The 19540-nt window shown below is 62.2% G+C and carries 13 protein-coding genes; 4 read left to right on the top strand and 9 right to left on the bottom strand.

What is annotated here, in order from left to right:
- Positions 1 to 20 precede the first annotated feature (20 nt).
- Positions 21 to 335: an SCP2 sterol-binding domain-containing protein gene (locus CPH89_RS22440; RefSeq protein ID WP_053255653.1), complete on the top strand. Its 315-nt coding sequence runs from the start codon at positions 21 to 23 to the stop codon at positions 333 to 335.
- A 222-nt stretch (positions 336 to 557) separates the two neighbouring features.
- Positions 558 to 893: a hypothetical protein gene (locus CPH89_RS22435; RefSeq protein ID WP_053255652.1), complete on the top strand. Its 336-nt coding sequence runs from the start codon at positions 558 to 560 to the stop codon at positions 891 to 893.
- Between the two features lie 21 nt (positions 894 to 914).
- Here the strand turns inward: CPH89_RS22435 and CPH89_RS22430 are convergent, their stop codons facing one another.
- Positions 915 to 3557: an MGH1-like glycoside hydrolase domain-containing protein gene (locus CPH89_RS22430; protein ID WP_053255651.1), complete on the bottom strand. Its 2643-nt coding sequence runs from the start codon at positions 3555 to 3557 to the stop codon at positions 915 to 917.
- Positions 3558 to 3701: 144 nt separating this feature from the next.
- The gene (locus tag CPH89_RS22425) at positions 3702 to 5111 is read right to left on the bottom strand and encodes an OprD family outer membrane porin (RefSeq protein ID WP_053255650.1); all 1410 of its coding nucleotides are present in this window, start codon (positions 5109 to 5111) and stop codon (positions 3702 to 3704) included.
- Between the two features lie 287 nt (positions 5112 to 5398).
- Here CPH89_RS22425 and hglS point away from each other — a divergent pair, with 287 nt between their 5' ends.
- Positions 5399 to 6775 carry a 2-oxoadipate dioxygenase/decarboxylase HglS gene (gene hglS, locus CPH89_RS22420; RefSeq protein WP_053255649.1) on the top strand — a complete coding sequence of 459 codons (1377 nt, stop codon included), beginning with the start codon at positions 5399 to 5401 and terminating at the stop codon, positions 6773 to 6775.
- 135 nt (positions 6776 to 6910) lie between these two features.
- Here the strand turns inward: hglS and CPH89_RS22415 are convergent, their stop codons facing one another.
- Entirely contained in the window at positions 6911 to 7150 is a 240-nt protein-coding gene (locus CPH89_RS22415; protein WP_053255648.1) for a DUF465 domain-containing protein, read from the bottom strand.
- Between the two features lie 175 nt (positions 7151 to 7325).
- Between CPH89_RS22415 and tkt the strand changes: the two genes are divergently transcribed.
- The gene (tkt, locus tag CPH89_RS22410) at positions 7326 to 9386 is read left to right on the top strand and encodes a transketolase (RefSeq protein ID WP_053255647.1); all 2061 of its coding nucleotides are present in this window, start codon (positions 7326 to 7328) and stop codon (positions 9384 to 9386) included.
- A 69-nt stretch (positions 9387 to 9455) separates the two neighbouring features.
- Here tkt and uvrA read toward each other — a convergent pair whose 3' ends face one another.
- The 6 genes from uvrA to lexA form a co-directional block, all read right to left on the bottom strand.
- The gene (gene uvrA / locus CPH89_RS22405) at positions 9456 to 11975 is read right to left on the bottom strand and encodes an excinuclease ABC subunit UvrA (protein WP_053255646.1); all 2520 of its coding nucleotides are present in this window, start codon (positions 11973 to 11975) and stop codon (positions 9456 to 9458) included.
- Entirely contained in the window at positions 11972 to 13684 is a 1713-nt protein-coding gene (locus CPH89_RS22400) for an ATP-binding protein (protein WP_053255645.1), read from the bottom strand. Before CPH89_RS22400 ends, uvrA begins: the two co-directional genes overlap by 4 nt.
- A 120-nt stretch (positions 13685 to 13804) precedes the next feature.
- Positions 13805 to 16897 (bottom strand): error-prone DNA polymerase, encoded by a 3093-nt coding sequence (locus CPH89_RS22395; RefSeq protein WP_197705432.1) that lies wholly within the window; start codon positions 16895 to 16897, stop codon positions 13805 to 13807.
- Positions 16873 to 18288, bottom strand: a complete 1416-nt coding sequence (locus CPH89_RS22390) for a Y-family DNA polymerase (RefSeq protein WP_053255643.1) — start codon at positions 18286 to 18288, stop codon at positions 16873 to 16875. Before CPH89_RS22390 ends, CPH89_RS22395 begins: the two co-directional genes overlap by 25 nt.
- 7 nt (positions 18289 to 18295) lie before the next feature.
- Complete coding sequence (gene imuA, locus CPH89_RS22385; protein WP_053255642.1) at positions 18296 to 18910, bottom strand: translesion DNA synthesis-associated protein ImuA; 615 nt, start codon at positions 18908 to 18910, stop codon at positions 18296 to 18298.
- Positions 18910 to 19527 (bottom strand): transcriptional repressor LexA, encoded by a 618-nt coding sequence (gene lexA / locus CPH89_RS22380; RefSeq protein WP_053255641.1) that lies wholly within the window; start codon positions 19525 to 19527, stop codon positions 18910 to 18912. Before lexA ends, imuA begins: the two co-directional genes overlap by 1 nt.
- Positions 19528 to 19540 lie beyond the last annotated feature (13 nt).

Genomic DNA, 19540 nt, shown 5'->3' with positions numbered 1-19540 from the left:
ACCCATAAAGGATCGAAACCATGACTGACGTAGCCAAAGCTGTAGAAGCAATGAAAGCCAAATTCAACCCAGCCGCTGCCGACGGCCTGGACCTGGTGTTCGGTTTCCGTATCGACGACACCCAGAACTTCTCGCTGGTGGTCAAGAACAACACCTGCGAACTGCTGGAAGGCGAAAACCCGGACGCCCAGGTGACCCTGGTGATGGACGGCGAAACCATGAAAGGCATCGTTGACGGTTCCACCGACGGCATGCAGGCCTTCATGGGCGGCAAACTGCGCACCGAAGGCGACATGATGCTGGCCATGAAGCTGAGCGACCTGTTCCCGGCTTGATTCAAGGGCAGCCTTGAATACCGATCCCGCCTTTGCCGGCGGGATTTTTTTACATTGCGAAAACTACCGAGCGTACACGGTCACTTCAGAAAGCGCTTATCCGCCCATAAAAATCAATGGATCTATCGCAAAAAATTTTGAATCACTAGTATTTCTGACAGTAGTCGTTGATCACTCATACCGGCACATTGAAACCCTCCGAAACTAAAGAGGGTAGTCAGCATGGAAAGCCAATCCGACGATTTTGGGAATGTGACGGTATCAATCAATCCTGAAGAGCAGGTCACTCTAACGACGCAAAATAACCTGACGATAACGACCAGGATCATTGCCTTGAGCGAAGACGGAACGTGCCTTGTCACCGATTCAGGAGAGAGCATTCAAATTGATCAGATCGCCGACATCTCACCGCCAGTGGCACTGCGTACAGCGAGATTTATCAGCGGAATAACCTTGGCTGCGGGCAGTCTTGCAACCACCGTCTCCGGCGGCAGCGTTAACAAGCCCCCTCCTCTGACGTTCACATACATCAATGGAATCAGAGTGCCACTCAAATAACGCTGCGTTGCTGCAGCTCTGTCAGGGGCTACTCTTGGGCTGCAGCAGCAACGCCACCAACGCACTCCAGCCAGTCTGGTGTGACGCGCCCAACCCACGCCCGGTTTCACCATGGAAATACTCATGGAACAACACCAGGTCACGGCTGGCCGGGTCCGCTTCCAGCTGCGCATAGCCTGCCATCGACGGCCGCAGCCCGTCTTCATTCCTTAGAAACAATCGGGTCAGACGCTGGCTCAGGCTGTCGGCGACCTCCTCCAGAGACGCCAGATAACCACTGCCGGTCGGGTACTCCACCGAGAAGTTGTCCGCGTAGTAGCGGTGAAATTCGCGCAACGATTCGATCAGCATGTAATTCACCGGCATCCACAATGGCCCGCGCCAATTGGAGTTGCCGCCATACAAGCGTGAGTCGGACTCGCCAGGCTGATAGCGCGCGCACAACGTGTCGCCGTTCATCTTCAGCGCCAGCGGCTGCTCGGCAAAGGCCTTGGACAAGGAGCGCACGCCAAAGGCCGACAAAAACTCCGTGTCATCGAGCATGCGCCGCAGCAAATCCTTGGTGCGCTCGCCGCGCAACAACGCCAGCAGCAGGCGATTGCCCTGCCCCGGTTCGTTCCAGCGCGACACCAGTTTGGCCAAATCCGGCCGGTGCTTCATGAACCCCAGCAGCCGTTCACGCAACCCCGCAAGGCCTTCATGTTCGCGCTGCTCCAGCACCAGCACGGCGAACAACGGCATCAGGCCGACGATGGAGCGCAGGCGCACCGGCTCGTTCTGGCCGTCGGGGCGGTGCAGCACGTCGTAGAAGAACTGGTCGTGCTCATCCCACAAGCCCTCGGCGCTGTCGTCAACGCGGTTGATCGCCCCGGCGATATACAGGAAATGCTCGAAAAACTTCACCGCGATATCGACGTAGACCCCATTGCGTTTGGCCAGCTCCAGACCGATGCGCATCAGGTCCAGTGCATAAGCGGCGACCCACGCCGTGCCGTCGGCCTGATCCAGCTGGTAGCCCGGCGGCAAGGCAGCGGAGCGGTCGAACAAGGCAATGTTGTCCAGGCCCAGGAACCCGCCCTGGAACAGGTTGCGGCCCTCGGCGTCTTTGCGGTTGACCCACCAGGAAAAATTCAGCAGCAACTTGTGGAAAATGCGCTCAAGGAAATCCATGTCGCCGACCCCGGTCAGCGCCTTGTCCTGCTGATACACCCGCCAACTGGCCCAGGCATGCACCGGCGGGTTGGCGTCGTCGAAACGCCATTCATACGCCGGCAGTTGACCATTGGGGTGCATAAAGCGGTCTTTCACCAACAGCAATAACTGTTGCTTGGCATACTCCGGATCAATCAGCGCCATCGCGACCGCCTGGAAGCCCTGGTCCCAGGAGGCGTACCACGGGTATTCCCAGGTGTCAGGCATGGAGAGAATGTCGAAGTTGGACAGGTGCCGCCAATGGGTATTGCGGATATGCAGGCGCTCGGGCGGCGGCGCAGGTTGGGCCGGGTCGCCGTCGAGCCACTGGTTTACGTCAAAATAGTACAGCTGTTTGGACCACAGTAAGCCGGCGAGCGCCTGGCGCTGTACGTTGCGCGCATCTTCATTGGTGATCCCCTGTTGCAGGGCCGCATAGAAGTCATCAGCTTCTTGCCGGCGAAGCTCAAACAGCTTGCGCGCGTTGACCGCGGGTGCGTCCGTGGGCGCAAACCGCAGGTACAGGGTTTTGCTCTCCAGGCCCGCCAGTTCAAGGCTGAAGCGCGCGGCGACTTTGGTGCCCGCATCCCGGCGAATCGCCGACTGAACGCCGTCCACCAGGTAATCATTGATGCCATCCTTGAACGGCCCAGGCGCCGGCTGCCCATCCAACCGGGGAATATTGCTCTCGTTTTCGCAGAACAGCCACTCGAGCCCGTCCTGCCCCCAGGCGCTGAGACAGCGATCGGGCAGTTCATGATGGAAGGCCAGCACCTGCTCGCCGTCCAGCCGCAATTGCGGCTTGGGCGCGTCAACGGTCCAGCTCCAGTCATTGCGCGCCCACAACTGGGGCAGCACGTGCAGCTGCGTCGGCTGATCCGAACGGTTATGCACGGTGACCCGCATGAAAATATCGTCGGGATGGTGCTTGGCGTATTCGACGCTGATGTCGCAATAGCGGTTGTCTTCAAACACGCCGGTGTCGAGAATTTCGTACTCGGCATCTTCAAGCCCGCGGCGGGCGTTCTCGGCGATCAGGTCCGCATAAGGAAACGCGGCATGCGGGTATTTGTAGAGCATGCGCATATAGGCATGGCTCGGTACGCCATCGACGAAAAAGTACAGTTCCTTGACGTCTTCACCGTGGTTGCCCTCGGCGTTATTCAAACCGAACAGGCGCTCCTTGATGATCGTGTCGCGCCCGTTCCAAAGCGCCAGGCCCAGGCACCAGCGTTGAGCCTTGTCGCTGAACCCGGCCAACCCGTCCTCACCCCAACGGTAGGCGCGGCTGCGGGCATGTTCATGGGGGAAGTAGGTCCAGGCATCGCCATCGGCGCTGTAGTCTTCGCGCACCGTGCCCCATTGGCGTTCACTCAAGTAAGGGCCCCAGTCGCGCCAACGTTCGGGCGCTTCGGTTGCCAGGCGCTGGCCTTCAATCGTTGCGAGGATGTTGGTTGCAGGCGTGGCCGTCATCGGGTCCTCCATCACTGACACAGTGAGGGGCAGTGTAGAACCGCTCCACGCCCGGATGCACATGAAGTCTTATCCACCCGCGCAAAAAAAGAGGCCGCTGATTAGGCGGCCTCTTTTTTCGACGCTGCAAAAGCGCGCGCGTTCTTAGAAGATCGCGTAGGTATAGTTGAAGATCAGACGCGTTTGGTCCTGGTCCGCCGTGCCGGTGTTATGCCCTTTGTAGGTACCGGTACGGAAGGTGGTACCAAAGCCTTTGAGCGGGCCTTCCTGCACAACGTAGTCCAGGCGGAAGTCGGTTTCGTTTTCTTTCTGGTCAGCGCCGCCGGCGACTTTGGACTTGATGCCCGTGCCGTCCAGGTAAGCCACGGACGCTTTCAGCCCAGGTACGAAGGCCTTGAAGTCATAGGAGTACTGACCAAAATTGACCTGCTCGCCCGCACGGGAGAACTGGCCCACCACGGCATCGGTAAACAGGTAGAAGTCGCTGCCGCCCGCGCCCTGTGCGTTTGGATCGGCGATGCTGCCCTGGTTGACCCAGACGAAGCCGCCGTCGTCGCTGACGCCGATGTGGCCAAGCATCAGGCTGCTGCCGCCCAACTGGTAGGTGAACGCGGCGCTGTAGGTTTTGTTATCCACTTCGCCAGCGTGTTTGGCGTAGCCACCGTTGTTGTTGAACTGGTAGCCGGCCTCACCGTTTTTGCCATCGCTGCTGCTGTCGAAGTAACGCAGGTCAGTCTTGAACGACTGGTCGTTGCCCAGCGGCAGAACGTGAACCAGGCCGAAGTAGTTCTGTTTGTAGAAGTCCTGCAGGTTGGCGTAGTAGTACTGCAACGTCAGGTTTTTCGCGATGGCGTTGTCAGACGAGCCGAACGGTTTGTAGTCCACACCGCCGAACTTGAAGCTGTCGCTGTCGCGGGTACCGCCAGCGACGCTCAACCCGGTGGAGTTGCTGGAAGCACGGCCTTCGGCCTTGTTCAGCTCACCACCGGTAAAGGTCACGTTAGGAATGTCACTGGACGTGAGGATGCCGCCGTCAAAAGTCTGCGGTGCAACACGGCTGTCGTTGGAGACCAGGATAGGCAGCACCGGGGCCAAGGCACCGCCGACGTGCAACTCTGTCTGGGAAATGCGAAATTTCACGTTACCCGCAGCACGGCCGAAACTGTCGGCAGGCTCGGTGCCGTTGTTTTTGGTCGGGAAGAAGCTGTTGCCGTTACCGGACAGGCCTGGGCCTGCGGCGTGGCCATCGCCACCGTCCAGGCGCAGGGCACCGAAAGCCATCACATCGAAACCGACGCCAAGGGTGCCTTGGGTGTAGCCGGATTTGTAGTCGAAGCGCAGCAATGTCGCGGCTTCGCGCAGATCGTTGCTGGTCCCCGAACGGTTGTCCGCACTGTAGTACATCGTCCGCGAACTGACCGCTGCGTGGCTGTCTTCAAGAAAGCCACTGTGCCCCGTGCCTGTGCCCAGTGCGCCGAGCCCGAAATCGTCCGCGCAAGCCTGTTGCGCGAGCAGTGCAGCGGTGATGGATAACGCCAGTGTAGAAATTTTCATGTGTCGCAGCCCCTAAACATTTTTTTATGTGCGTTGTGTGCAAACGGCGTTTTCATCCCTACAAACGTGACGATTGTTTCATGAGGACCGGGGCGCGCCTCGTGAAGAATTTGTTAGGAAAACCGCCGAAAAATGAAATTTTTCAGCCGTGCATTTTTGTCATATTCGCGTCATATCATTCATTTGCAGAATGAAGTCCTGAGGATTCTTCGTTTGCAAGCCAAGCGCCAGCCCAACAAAATCCTGAAAAATGCCAAGCCTCCTTTACAGTGTTCAGGAATTTTTCTATGCCAAGCGCCGCCTATGTCAGCCCTGACGAAATACGCAAAGACTTCTCCAGGGCCATGTCCGACATGTACCGAGATGAAGTTCCACTGTATGGCGCGCTGATGGCGCTGGTAGCAGAGACCAATGCGCAGGTATTGGACAGTGACTCACGCTTGGCCGGGCAGTTGCGACGCACGGGCGAAATTGCTCGCCTGGACATGGAACGTCACGGCGCCATTCGCCTGGGCACTGCCCTTGAGCTGGCAACCATCAGCCGCCTGTTTGCGGTGATGGGCATGCAACCGGTGGGCTATTACGACCTGACCCCGGCCGGCGTGCCCGTGCACTCCACCGCTTTTCGCGCGGTGCATGAACGTGCGTTGCAGGCCAGCCCGTTCCGGGTGTTTACCTCACTGTTACGCCTGGAACTGATCGAAAACCTCGAACTGCGCGCCTTCGCCGAAAGCGCCCTAGCCAAGCGCTCGATCTTCACCCCCGGGGCGCTGGCGCTGATCGAACAAGCAGAACGCGACGGCGGCCTGAGCGCCGCGGATGCCGCGGCATTTATCCAGCAGGCCCTGGAAACCTTTCGCTGGCACCACACCGCCACCGTCACGGGCGCGCAGTACCAGCAATTGAGCGACCAGCATCGCCTGGTCGCCGACGTGGTGGCGTTCAAAGGCCCACACATCAACCACCTGACACCGCGCACCCTGGACATCGACCACGTGCAGGCCGCCATGCCGGGCAAAGGCATCACCCCCAAGGCAGTGATCGAAGGCCCGCCACGCCGCGAGTGCCCGATCCTGCTGCGCCAGACCAGCTTCAAGGCCCTCGACGAGCCCATCGCCTTCACCGACGCCCAAGGCAGCCACAGCGCACGCTTCGGCGAAATTGAACAGCGCGGTGTGGCACTGACCCCCAAAGGCCGCGCCCTGTACGACCAACTGCTGAACGCGGCGCGCGACGAACTGGGCGCGTTGCCGAATGAGGGCAACGCGGCACGCTATGTGACGTTGATGGAGCAACACTTCCAGGCCTTCCCCGATAACCACGCGCAAATGCGTGAACAGGGCCTCGCGTACTTCCGCTACTTCGCCACTGCACAAGGCTTGGCGGCACGCGGCCAGGCCGACCAACCGCGAACGCTGGAGGCGTTGATTGCTGCCGGGCACGTGGATGTCGAACCGTTGGTGTATGAAGACTTTCTGCCGGTGAGTGCGGCGGGGATCTTCCAGTCGAACCTGGGCGATGCCGCGCAAAGTCACTATGCAGCCACATCGAATCAGGCTGAGTTCGAAACGGCACTGGGCCGCCAGACGATTGATGAATTGAAGCTGTATGGCGAGACGCAGCAACGCTCAATGGATGAATGCATGCAAGCGCTGGGGGTATGAGGCAGGTGTGAAACAGGTTGCCCACCCGGCTCAGCAGCGCAATCCTTGCGCCGCAACAGTCCCCAGAGCCGGGTGGACGGCGGGCATCATAGTCAGTGAAGCGCCGCCTGTCCCTCAGACAATTCTGAACAAATATTACCGCCCCGATGTAGGAGCGAGTTGCAGCACAATCTTGTCTTTGACCAACAGGCGTTTCTTCTTCAGTTTCTCCAGTTCGTCGTCCGCTCCGCCTGACGACTCGAAAACGAGTACCTCCTTGTCGGCGGCATCGTATTGTTCGAGCAGCGAATTCAAGCGGTCATCGCTCCTCCTGCGTTCGTGAACAACTTCCTTGCTCAAACCCAAATCCTGATACAGGTCGTGTTTCACTGGCATGGAGTACCTCCGCAAGTTGATCAATGGCCTACCCTGTTGAAGCTAGCCCATTCCAAGGGGTCTTGTCATGTCTTGGGTCAATGCCTCCCCGTTCGTCGCAACGCGACCGATGGGATCAAACCTTTGCCACCCCCTGCCCTCCACTGTAGATCGCCACCTGAGGGAGAACGGTTTCATGACTCATGCTGCCACTGCTGTCGACACCCACTGCATCAACACCATTCGCACCCTGGCCATGGACGCTGTGCAGAAGGCCAACTCCGGCCACCCCGGCACGCCCATGGGCCTGGCGCCGGTGGGGTACACGCTGTGGAGTCGGTTCCTGCGCTATCACCCGCACCATCCCGACTGGCCCAACCGCGATCGGTTTGTCTTGTCGGTGGGGCATGCGTCGATGCTCCTGTATTCGCTGCTGCACCTGGCCGGCGTGGTCGAGATTGATGCCCACGGCAAACGCTCGGGCCAACCGGCGATCAGCCTGGACGATATCAAGCAGTTCCGGCAGATGAGCTCCAAGACCCCGGGCCACCCCGAATACCGCATGACCACCGGGGTAGAAACCACCACGGGCCCGCTCGGCCAGGGTTGCGCCAACAGCGTGGGCATGGCCATGGCCGAGCGCTGGCTGGGCAAGCGTTTCAACCGCGATGACAACGTGCTGTTCGATTACAACGTCTACACCCTGTGCGGTGACGGCGACATGATGGAAGGCATCAGCAGCGAAGCCGCGTCCATTGCCGGGCATTTGAAGCTGGATAACCTCTGCTGGATCTACGACAACAACACCATCAGCATCGAGGGCCACACCGAGCTGGCGTTCAGTGAAGACGTGACCAAGCGCTTCCAGGCCTATGGCTGGCATACCCTGCATGTCACCGACGCCAATGACCTGCAGGCCTTGAGCGCCGCACTGGAGACCTTCAAGACCAACACCGGCGCGCCGACCCTGATTGTGGTCGACAGTGTGATCGGCTACGGCTCGCCCCACAAACACAACACCGCCGCCGCCCACGGCGAACCGTTGGGCGTTGAGGAAATCCGCCTGACCAAAGCCGCTTACGGCTGGCCGCAGGACTCCAGCTTCCTGGTGCCCGATGAAACCCGCACGGTGCTGCGCGATGCGCTGCTGGAGCGCAGCCAGCCGCTGTATGAAGAATGGAACCGACACTTGTCGCAGTTGGCACAGTACGAGCCTGAACTGGCGGATGAGTTGAGCCGCATGCGCGCCGGCGAAATGCCGGAGCATTGGCAGGATCAGTTGCCCACCTTCAACACCGACGCCAAAGGCGTGGCCAGCCGTGCCGCCGGTGGCGAGGTGCTCAATGCCTTTGCCGAGCAAATCCCCTGGCTGCTGGGCGGCTCGGCGGATCTGTCACCGTCGACCAAGACCAACCTCACCTTCGACGGGGCCGGGCGTTTCAGTGCTGACGACTACAGCGGGCGCAACCTGCACTTTGGCATCCGCGAGCACGCCATGGGCGCCATCGCCAATGGCATGGCGCTGTCGTACCTGCGCCCGTATACCTCGACGTTCCTGGTGTTCAGCGACTACATGAAACCGCCCATACGCCTCGCGGCGATCATGGAGTTGCCGGTGGTATTCGTGTTTACCCATGACTCGATTGGTGTGGGTGAGGATGGGCCGACGCACCAACCCATCGAGCACCTGACTCAACTGCGTGCTACGCCGGGGCTGCTGACCCTGCGCCCGGGCGATGCCAATGAAACCCTGGAACTGTGGAAAGTCGCCCTGGCGCAAACCCATCGGCCAAGTTGCATCGTGCTGTCACGCCAGGCGTTGCCGACTCTGGACCGTACCCAGTATGCGGCCGCCTCCGGTGCCGCCAAAGGCGCCTACGTGTTGGCCGGCGCTGACAAACCTGAAGTGCTGCTGTTGGCGACGGGCAGTGAAGTCAGCCTCGCAGTGGCAGCGTACGAACAGCTGACAGCCGAAGGGATTGCCGCACAGGTGGTCTCGATGCCGAGCTGGGAGCTGTTTGAGGAACAGGACGCGGCTTACCGCGACAGCGTGTTGCCGCCAGCCGTCAAGGCGCGCGTGGTGGTGGAACAGGCGGGCCCCTTGGGTTGGGACCGCTATGTCGGCCAGACGGGCGCCAAAGTGGTGATGAACAGCTTTGGCGCGTCGGCGCCACTGGCCAAGTTGCAGGAGAAGTTTGGGTTTACCCCTGAAAACGTGGTGAAACTGGCCAAGCAACAGCTGGCTGAACACGGGTAATCCGCTGGGAGCGCGCTTGCTCGCGAATGCGCGAGCAAGCCCGCGCCCACTGTTGATCGGCGTTGATGCTCAGGGCAGCTCTCGTGCCAGAAACGGCGCGGTCCGGCTGGCCTTGCTTTTCGCCACTTTTTGCGGCGTGCCACAGGCCACCACCTTGCCGCCCAAATCCCCGGCCCCTGGTCCGATATCAATCACCCAGTCACTCTGGGCGACCACGCGCATTTCGTGTTCCACCACCACTACCGTGTGCCCCGCGTCCACCAGTTGATTGAGCTGGCTGAGCAAGCGGTCCACATCCCGTGGGTGCAAGCCGGTCGTCGGCTCATCCAGCACGTACAGGGTGGCGCCCCGCGCGTTGCGCTGTAATTCGGTGGCGAGCTTGATCCGCTGCGCCTCGCCGCCGGACAGTTCGGTCGCCGGCTGGCCCAGGCGCAAATACCCCAGGCCGATATCGCGCAGCACCTGCAACGAACGCAACACAGCGGGCTGTTCGGCAAACACTTCCACCGCCTGCTCCACCGTCAGCCCCAGCACCTGGGCGATGCTCAGGCCTTGCCAGGTGACCGCCAATGTCTCGGGGTTATAGCGCGCACCGTGGCAGGTCGGGCATGGCGCATACACGCTGGGCATGAACAGCAATTCAACACTGACAAACCCTTCCCCCTCGCAATTGGGGCAGCGCCCCTTGGCGACGTTGAAGGAGAACTGCCCGGCGTCATAGTGACGTTTCTTCGCCGCGGGTGTGGCAGCGAAGAGTTTGCGCACGTTGTCGAACAGCCCGGTGTAGGTCGCGAGGTTGGAGCGCGGCGTGCGGCCGATGGGTTTCTGGTCCACCTGCACCAGACGGCGGATATGCTCCAGCCCACTGCTGATCCGCCCGCCACTGCTTTGCGGGGCGGCGTCTTCCAGGCTCGGTTCTTCGTCGCTTTGCAGCACACGGCCCAGGCCGGTGCCCACCAGTTCCAGCAGCGCCTGGCTGACCAGGCTGGATTTACCCGAGCCGGAGATACCGGTCACCGAGGTAAAGCAGCCCAGCGCAAAGTCCACACGCAAGTCATTGAGATTATTGCGCGTCACGCCTTCGAGCTTCAGCCAGCCAGTGGGCTCACGTCGCGCCGGCGGCGATGGGCGCCGCTCAGCGAACAAATACTCGCGCGTCTGCGACGCCTGCACATCCGCCAAACCGGCTGGCGGCCCACTGTAGAGAATTTGCCCGCCGTGCTCACCGGCCGCCGGCCCGACGTCGATCAGCCAGTCGGCGCGGCGCATGGTTTCCAGGTCATGCTCGACCACAAATAATGAATTGCCTGCGGCTTTCAATCGATCAAGCGCGGTGAACAGGGCCTCACCATCGGCCGGGTGCAGGCCTGCGGACGGCTCATCCAGTACGTAAATCACCCCGAACAGCTGCGAGCCCAATTGCGTCGCCAGGCGCAGGCGCTGCAACTCCCCGGAGGACAACGTCGGCGTGCTGCGCTCCAGCGACAAATAGCCCAGGCCCAACTCGGTCAGCGTGCTGACGCGCTCAAGCAGATCCTGGGCAATACGCTGGGCAGCGAGGCGCTTTTCCACCGACAGTTTCATGCTGTCCTGCCCCGCCGCCACCGGACGCAACAACTCGGCCAGTTGCGCCAATGACAGCTGCGACAACTCACCGATATCCACCCCGGCAAACGTCACCGACAGCGCCGCCTGGTTCAAGCGCTTGCCCTCACAGGTCGGGCAGGCGCTGCCCTGCATAAATTGCGAGACGCGCTTTTTCATCAGCGCACTTTGGGTATGGGTGAAGGTGTGCAGGATATAGCGCCGCGCGCCACTGAACGTGCCCTGGTAGCTCGGCTCCAACTTGCGTTTCAACGCATCGCGGGTCTGCTCGGGGGTGAAGCCTGCGTACACCGGTACGGTCGGGGTTTCCTCGGTGAAGAGGATCCAGTCACGCTGCTTTTTCGGCAGGTCGCGCCAGGGGATATCCACGTCATACCCGAGGGTCACGAGGATGTCGCGCAGGTTCTGCCCTTGCCATGCCAACGGCCAGGACGCCACCGCACGTTGGCGAATGGTCAAGGAAGGGTCGGGCACCATCAGCGCCTCGGTCACTTCATACACACGGCCCAAGCCATGGCATTGCGGGCAGGCCCCTTGGGGCAGGTTCGGCGAAAAGTCCTCCGCATACAGCATCGCCTGCCCCGGCGGGTAGCTGCCGGCACGCGAGTACAGCATGCGAATCAGGCTCGACAAGGTGGTGACGCTGCCCACCGAAGAACGCGCACTGGGCGTACCGCGCTGCTGTTGCAGCGCCACGGCCGGGGGCAGGCCTTCGATGGAGTCCACATCGGGCACGCCCACCTGGTCGATCAGGCGCCGTGCATAGGGTGCCACCGATTCGAAATAGCGGCGCTGGGCTTCGGCATACACCGTCGAAAATGCCAGGGACGATTTGCCGGAACCGGAGACACCGGTGAACACCACGAGGGCATCCCGGGGAATGTCCACGTCAACGTTACGCAAGTTATGTTCGCGGGCACCGCGCACGCGGACAAACCCGAGGTGGTGTGCCGCGATCGGGGGGATGTTGCGTTGTGAAGTCATGGGCAACCTTGTCTTGCGGTGAGCACGCTGTGCACCCTCTGTGTCAGCGCTTCGGGGCTGTAGGGTTTGCTCAGCAGATGAATGTCGGGGCTTAACAGGTGATTGGTGGAGAGCATGTCGCGGGTGTGGCCGGAGGTGAACAGCACCGCGACAGGTGGCTGCTGCACGCGCGCCCAGTCGGCCAGGTCGGTACTTTTGACCCGACCCGGCATCACCACGTCGGTAAAGATCAGGTCCGGCTGCACCCCGTTTTGCAAGGCTTGCATCGCGCGATCACCGTCCTCGGCCGTGAGTACGGTGTAGCCCGCTTGCTCCAGCAGCTCGACAACGGTCAAGCGTACGCCCTCATTGTCTTCAACCACCAGAATGGTTTCCTGACCACCGCTGTGGGGCGCCAGCTCGCTGTGCTCGTCGAAACATTCCGGTTCCAGGCTACGCGGAAAATACATCTGTACCACCGAACCGCTGCCCTCCTCGCTCCACACCTCCACATGCCCGCCACTTTGCCGCACAAAGCCGAACACCATGCTCAGGCCCAGGCCGGTGCCGTGGCCTTCACGCTTGGTGGTAAAAAACGGCTCGAAGGCGCGCTTGAGCACCTCCGACGTCATACCGACGCCCGTGTCGGTCACCGCCAGACGCACGTATTCACCCGGCTTGATACTTTTACCGATGCAATCGCCAGGGTTGAGAATGATGTTTTCGCCGTTGATGCGAATCACGCCCTCGCCTTTCATGGCATCCCGGGCATTGATTGCCAGGTTGAGCAGCGCGTTTTCCAGTTGATTGCGGTCGACATTGATGCACCAGGAATCCTGAGGCAGTTGCACGTCGATATGAATGGTTTCGCCCAGTGCCCGTTGCAGCAGTTCACCCAACCCAGCATAGATGCGTTGGGGGTTGTACACCGCCGGCGACAACGGTTGGCGCCGGGCAAAAGCCAGCAGCTGCGATGATAATTTGGCCCCACGCTCCACCGCGGCAATGGCCGCTGAGACACGCCGCTGCACCTGGGCATTGTCCGGTTCATGCCGGGCCAGCAAGTGCAAGTTGCCGGCGATCACTTGCAGCAGGTTATTGAAGTCATGGGCCACGCCGCCAGTCAGGCCGCCGATGGCTTCGAGCTTTTGCGACTGGCGCAGCTGGTCTTCGGCGGCGGAACGCGCCTGCACTTCGGCGGCCACGCGCTGTTCGAGGTTGTGGGTCAGCTCCTGACGCAGACGCTCGGACTTCACGTGCTCAGTGGTCTCGGTCACGATCACCAGGACCCCGGCCGGTTGCTGGTTATCATCGGCCACGGGACTGTAGGTCAGGTCCATCCAGACTTCTTCCGGCATACCGTTACGCAGCAACTCCAACGGAAAGTCGCGGTACGACAAGGTGCCACCCGCCAGGCACGTGTCGAGTACATTGCGGTTGAAATCAGCGACTTCCGGCCAGCCCAGTTCCACAGGTGTGCCCAACAGGTACGGGTGCCGGCCACCGGCAAACACCGAATAACTGTCGTTGTAAATCATGTACCCCAACGGCCCCCAGAGCATCACCATCGGCATGGGCGATGCCAGCAGCATCTGTACGGCGCAGCTCAAGCTATGGGGCCACGCGTCAATGGGCCCCAACGCGGTGGATGACCAATCGAACGCGCGGATCCGCTGGGCCATTTCACCGCCCCAGCCTTCGCAGCCATGGGTATTGGACAAAAAATGCATCGGTTGGCTCTTGGCGAACAAAGGGGTGGGTAAGTGGCACAGTTCCACTGATAAAAGCTTGGAGCCTGGCGGCAATAAATCGTTTCATTGCATATAGCTTATCCATGGAGACATGGGCAACTAGTGAAAATCCCGACTGCGCACATTGATCCCTTCCAGCAACGCTGTCAGGTCAGTCAAACGCCCGGCGATCAGGTGCCGTACTTCGCCCACCGCCTCCCAGCGCCCGTCGACTTTCAGCAGCCGCGAACCGACCAGGGCCTGACGCTGACGCTCAGCCAGGTCGCGCCAGACGACCACATTGAGGTTGCCGAACTCATCCTCCAGAGTGACAAAGGTGACGCCACTGGCGGTGCCTGGGCGTTGCCGGCCGGTGACCAAGCCGGCAACGCTGACATTGCGCCCATGCGCCACCGCCATCAACTCCACGGAGCTGCGACAGCGCCGCTTACGCAGTTCATCGCGCAACAACGCCAACGGGTGCGGGCCAAGGGTGGTACCGAGTGTAGCGTAGTCAGCCTGCAGGTCTTCGCCGACCGTGGGGGCCGGCAGCGCCACCGTCGCCTCGTCAGGACTGGGCAGGCAGGCAAACAGCCCGAGTTGCTTGTGCACGCCGGCGACCTCCCAGCGCGCGGCGTGTCGATTACCGGCCAACGCGCGCAACGCACCGGCATCGGCCAGCAACGCTTGGGCCCGGGCATCCAGCCCGGCACGCGCGTCCAGGTCGGCGATGTCGCTGAAGGCCCGGTGTTGACGCGCCCCTTCGATACGTCGCCCGTCCTCTTCGCGAAACCCCGCGATCATGCGCAAGCCCATGCGAATCGCCGGTTGCTGGCCGTCGATGGGCTCCAGGCTGCAATCCCAGTCACTGGCCAGCACATCCACCGGGCGCACCTGCAACCGATGGCGCCGCGCGTCCTGCAGGATCTGGTCCGGGCTGTAGAAGCCCATGGGCCAGCTGTTGATCAACGCACAGGCGAAGGCCGCCGGCTCATGGCATTTGAGCCAGCAACTGGCATAGGTCAACAAGGCGAAACTGGCCGCGTGGGACTCGGGAAAACCATAGCTGCCAAAGCCTTTGATCTGCTCGAAGATCTGCGCGGCAAAGGCCTCGCTGTAGCCGTTTTTCAACATGCCGGTGCGCAGGCGTTCCTGATGCGGTTCAAGCCCGCCATGGCGTTTCCAGGCGGCCATCGAGCGCCGCAACTGGTCGGCCTCGCCGGGGCCGTAGTCGGCGGCCACCATGGCGATTTGCATCACCTGTTCCTGAAACAGCGGCACGCCCAAGGTGCGCTCCAGCACCGCCTTGAGCTGCGCAGAAGGATAGGTCGTGGGCTCTTCCTTGTTTCGCCGACGCAGATACGGATGCACCATGCCACCCTGAATCGGCCCGGGCCGCACGATGGCGACCTCAATCACCAGGTCGTAGAAGGTTTGCGGGCGCAGCCTCGGCAACATCGACATCTGCGCCCGCGACTCGATCTGGAACACGCCGATGGTGTCGGCCTTGCTGATCATCGCGTAGGTGGCGGCATCTTCCTTGGGGATGTCCGCCAGTGACAGGTTCAGGTTGCGATGGCGACGCAGCAAATCGAAGCAGCGGCGGATCGCGCTGAGCATGCCCAGCGCCAGGATATCCACCTTGAGCAGGCCGACGGCGTCGAGGTCGTCCTTGTCCCACTGGATGATGGTGCGCTCGGCCATGGCGGCGTTTTCCACCGGCACCAGAGTGTCCAGCGGGTATTCGGAAATCACAAAACCGCCGGGGTGCTGGGACAGGTGCCGAGGGAAGCCGATCAATTGCTGGGTCAGCGTAAGCACCCGGCGCAGGATCGGGCTTTGCGGGTCGAAGCCACCTTCACGCAGGCGTTCAAGGGGCGGCGCATCTTCGCTCCAGCGCCCGCAGCACTCGGCCAGGGCATTGATCTGATCCGGCGGCAAGCCAAGGGCCTTGGCCACATCGCGCACCGCACCGGCCGCGTGGTAACAACTGACCACCGCCGTCAATGCCGCGCGGGTGCGGCCGTAGCGCTGGAACACGTACTGCAGCACTTCTTCGCGGCGTTCGTGTTCAAAATCGACATCGATATCCGGCGGCTCGTTGCGCTCCCTGGACAGGAAGCGCTCGAACAGCATGTTCATCAGGCTTGGGTTGATCTCGGTGATACCCAAGGCAAAACACACCGCCGAGTTGGCCGCCGAGCCCCGGCCCTGGCACAGGATCGAGCGGCTGCGGGCGAAGCGCACAATGTCATGCACCGTGAGGAAATAGCTTTCGTAGCCCAGCTCGCTGATCAACTCCAGTTCATGGTTGATCTGCTGCAAGGTCTTCGCATCGACGCCCTGCGGCCAACGCTGCGCGATGCCTTCTTCGGTCACGGCGCGCAACCAGGATTTTGCGTTATGCCCTTCGGGCACCAGCTCGCGCGGGTAGTGGTAGCGCAACTGGCTCAAGTCGAAGGTGCAGCGACGCGCGATGGCCAAGGTCTCGTCAAGCAAGGCTTGCGGGTACAACGCGGCCAGGGCCTCCAGGCTGCGCAAATGCCGCTCGCCATTGGGGTGTAAACGCGTACCGGCTTCGGCCACCGACACGTGATGCCGGATCGCGGTCATGGTGTCTTGCAGGGCGCGGCGGCCACGCGCATGCATGTGCACATCGCCGCACGCCACCGCCGGAATCTGCAGGCTGGCAGCCAGGTGCAAGCGCTGCTCCAGATGGCGCGTATCGTCCTGGCCGCAGTGCAGGTGCACCGCCAGCCACAGGCGCTCGGCGAAGGTGCGGCGCACCCATTGGATCGAGGCCTGGGTGTCGCTGTCTTCGGCCACCCACAGCGCCAGCAGGCCCGGCAGCGGTTGATCGAAGTCCTCTTGCAGCAGGCGATAGCGGCCTTTTTCGGCGCGGCGGCGAGCCACGGTAATCAAGCGGCACAGGTGCTGGTAGCCGGTCAGGTTTTCCACCAGCAACACCAGTTTCGGGCCGTTCTCGATGCGCATCTCGCTGCCGATGATCAACGGCAAGTCCACCGCCTTCGCCGCCTGCCAGGCACGCACGATGCCCGACAAGGTGCATTCGTCGGTGATCGCCAGGGCGCTGTAGCCCTGACGCCTGGCGCGCTCGAACAACTCCAGCGCACTCGAAGCGCCGCGCTGAAAACTGAAATTGGACAGGCAATGCAGCTCGGCGTAGCTCATGCAAACCAGCCTTGCAGCCACAGCCCATCGCTTTGCCCCACCGTGCGGTAGGCCCAGCCTTGCTGACCGGCGCGGGTCTGGATCAGGTAATAGTCGCGGCGGATATCGGCGCCATCCCACCAGCCCGATTCGATGCGTTCCGGGCCCATCAAAATCTGTACGCCGTGCTCGGCCAGCAAGGTCGGTTCGGGCAACAACCAACCGGGGCGTTGCACCTTGTTCAAGGTCGGGCACGCGCGGTTATCGGCGGCCGCTTGCCAGGCGCATTCAGGGCGGTGGTCGGCGTGAAAGCGCAGGCCTTGCACCGCCTCGTCCCCCAGACGCGCACGCAGGCGTTCGCGCAGTTGCGCCCAGGGCAAGGTCTGTTGCGGGCGGTCGTCGAACAGGTCCTGGCGTTGCGGCACAAATACCGGCAAGTCCTGGGCCACCAAACGAAAGCCGCGTACCGGCGCGGTGACGTGCACCTGCTCCAGGCGCCCGCGGGCCAGCTCGAACAGCATCGCCGGTTCGCGTTCGGCGCTGAGCAGGCCGACCTTGATCACGCTGTCGGGCGCCTGGGCGTGTTCCAGGTGCAGGTCAAAGCGCTGCACGCCGCTGTCACGCCCACACAGGAAGGCGGATAGGTCGCCCGTTAAACGACGCAAGGGGAACAGCAGCGCCTGGTGGGATTGCACATCGAAATTCAACTCGATGCGCACATCGAAGCGATCCGGCGGCTGATAGAACGCCAGGGCCAACGGCCGCTGCCCGCTCAGCGCATCCAGGTGCTTGAGCAACTCCGCGTCAAAGCGCCGTGCCAGGGTATGCCGAGGCAACGCCTGCACCTGGGCCAACGTACGCAGGCCCATACGCGACAAAGCCGTCGCGGCTTGCGGGTCAAGGCCCGCGCGGTCGACAGGCAATGGCGCCAACGCCTGCATCAAGGCGTGATCATCGGCCACGGCCAGACCATCGTAGATATTCGCCAGCACCCGCGCCGCCGCCGGGTTGGGCGCCGCGACGATACGGTGGCGAAACCCCAGTTCGGTCAGCTCCTGGCGCAAACGCGCCTCAAGCTGCGGCCACGGCCCGAACAAACCAAGGCTCGATTCGATCTCGAACAGCAAGGCGCGCGGGTAATACACGCTGACCTGGGAACTGAAACGGTAGGCCCAGGCCGCGAGAAACTGCTGCCAACGCTCGATCTCTGCGGGGTCGTATTCGGCGCAGGCAAAGGTCTTGGCCAGGGCATGCGCCGCCGTCAGGGATTGGCCGGGGCGTAACCCCAAGGCGCGCGCGGCGTCATTGACGGTTTGCAACACACGACGCTGCGGCGTACCGGCCAGCAGCGCCAGCGGTTGGTCGGGTTCGGGATGCAGACGCTGCACCCCGTCCAGCGCCAATTGCGGGAAGACAATACACACCCAGCGCATGGCAACCTCAGTGCCCCGCCAGGGCAATCGGCGCCGGATGGGCCAGCCCACCACGGCACTTGAGCACGCGCACCTGGGCCGGCCTGGCTTCGACCGCCAGGCGCAAGGCGGCGGGCGAAGCGTTGACCGCCTCATTCAAGGATCGCCAGGCAAACGCCAGGGTCTGTCCGGTTTCCGCCGCCACCTGCAAGCGGCGCAAGGCCCGGTCATCGGCCTTGCGCGGCCAGCACAACACCGCGCCGCAACTGCCCGAACGCAGGCACTGCTCCACCGCCCACAAGGCATCGCGTTCGTCGGCCTGGATCACCGAGAGCTGACGCAAATCCACCCCGGCGTTCTGCCAGGCGTGAGGGTACGGAGTATAGGGCGGTGCCACCAGCACAATGCGCTCGCCTGCCGCCGACAACCGCGCCAGAGTCGGCAGTACCAATTGCAGTTCGCCAACGCCCTCCTTGGCGATCAGGATTTCACTCAAGGCCGACTCTGGCCAGCCGCCGCTGGGCAGCACCGCATCCAGCGCCGCAAGCCCTGTGGGATGCACGCTGGCCGCTGGTGCGGCAGGCCGGCCCTTCCAGACTCGGCCGCCATTGAACAGCGAGTCCAGGGCAACGACGGCGCCCATCAGCCTTGCCTCACCAGGCCGCAGAACACCCCTTCAATGGCCAGGTCCTGATCGGGGCCTACCACGATGGGTTGATACGCGGGGTTGCGTGGCAGCAGGCGTACATGCTCGCCGTGACGCTCGAAGCGTTTGATGGTGACTTCGCCGTCCAGGCGCGCCACGACGATTTGTCCGTTCAAGGCCTCGGCGCTGCGGCGTACGCCCACCAGGTCGCCATCGAGAATGCCGTCTTCGATCATTGAGTCGCCCTGCACGCGCAGCAGGTAGTCAGGGGTTTTCGCGAAGGTGCCAGGGTCGAGTTGCAGACGGCTGTGCACCTCAGCATCGGCGCCGATGGGCAAGCCTGCCGCGACGCGGCCGAGGACGGGGACGTCCAGCCATTCGGGGCGTGCCGGTTGGTTGAGCAGACGGATACCACGCGCCTGATTGGGGTTGACCTCAATGAAGCCGGCTTCGGTCAGCGCCACCACATGCTTGCGAGCCACACTGCGCGAGGCGAAGCCAAACGCCTCGGCGATCTCGGCGAGGCTGGGGGGCTGGCCTTGTTGCGCGATACGCTCGCGGATAAAGGTCAGGATGGCAGTGCGGCGGGGAGTTAGAGTCGTCATGGAGTACATTTGTACTCTTGTG

Origin of the sequence: Pseudomonas fluorescens (assembly GCF_900215245.1) — a bacterium.
In the GTDB taxonomy this organism is placed as follows: Bacteria; Pseudomonadota; Gammaproteobacteria; order Pseudomonadales; family Pseudomonadaceae; genus Aquipseudomonas; species Aquipseudomonas fluorescens.
The sequence above is the reverse complement of the archived record's forward strand: the minus strand, read 5'-3'. Positions and strand labels throughout refer to the sequence as shown.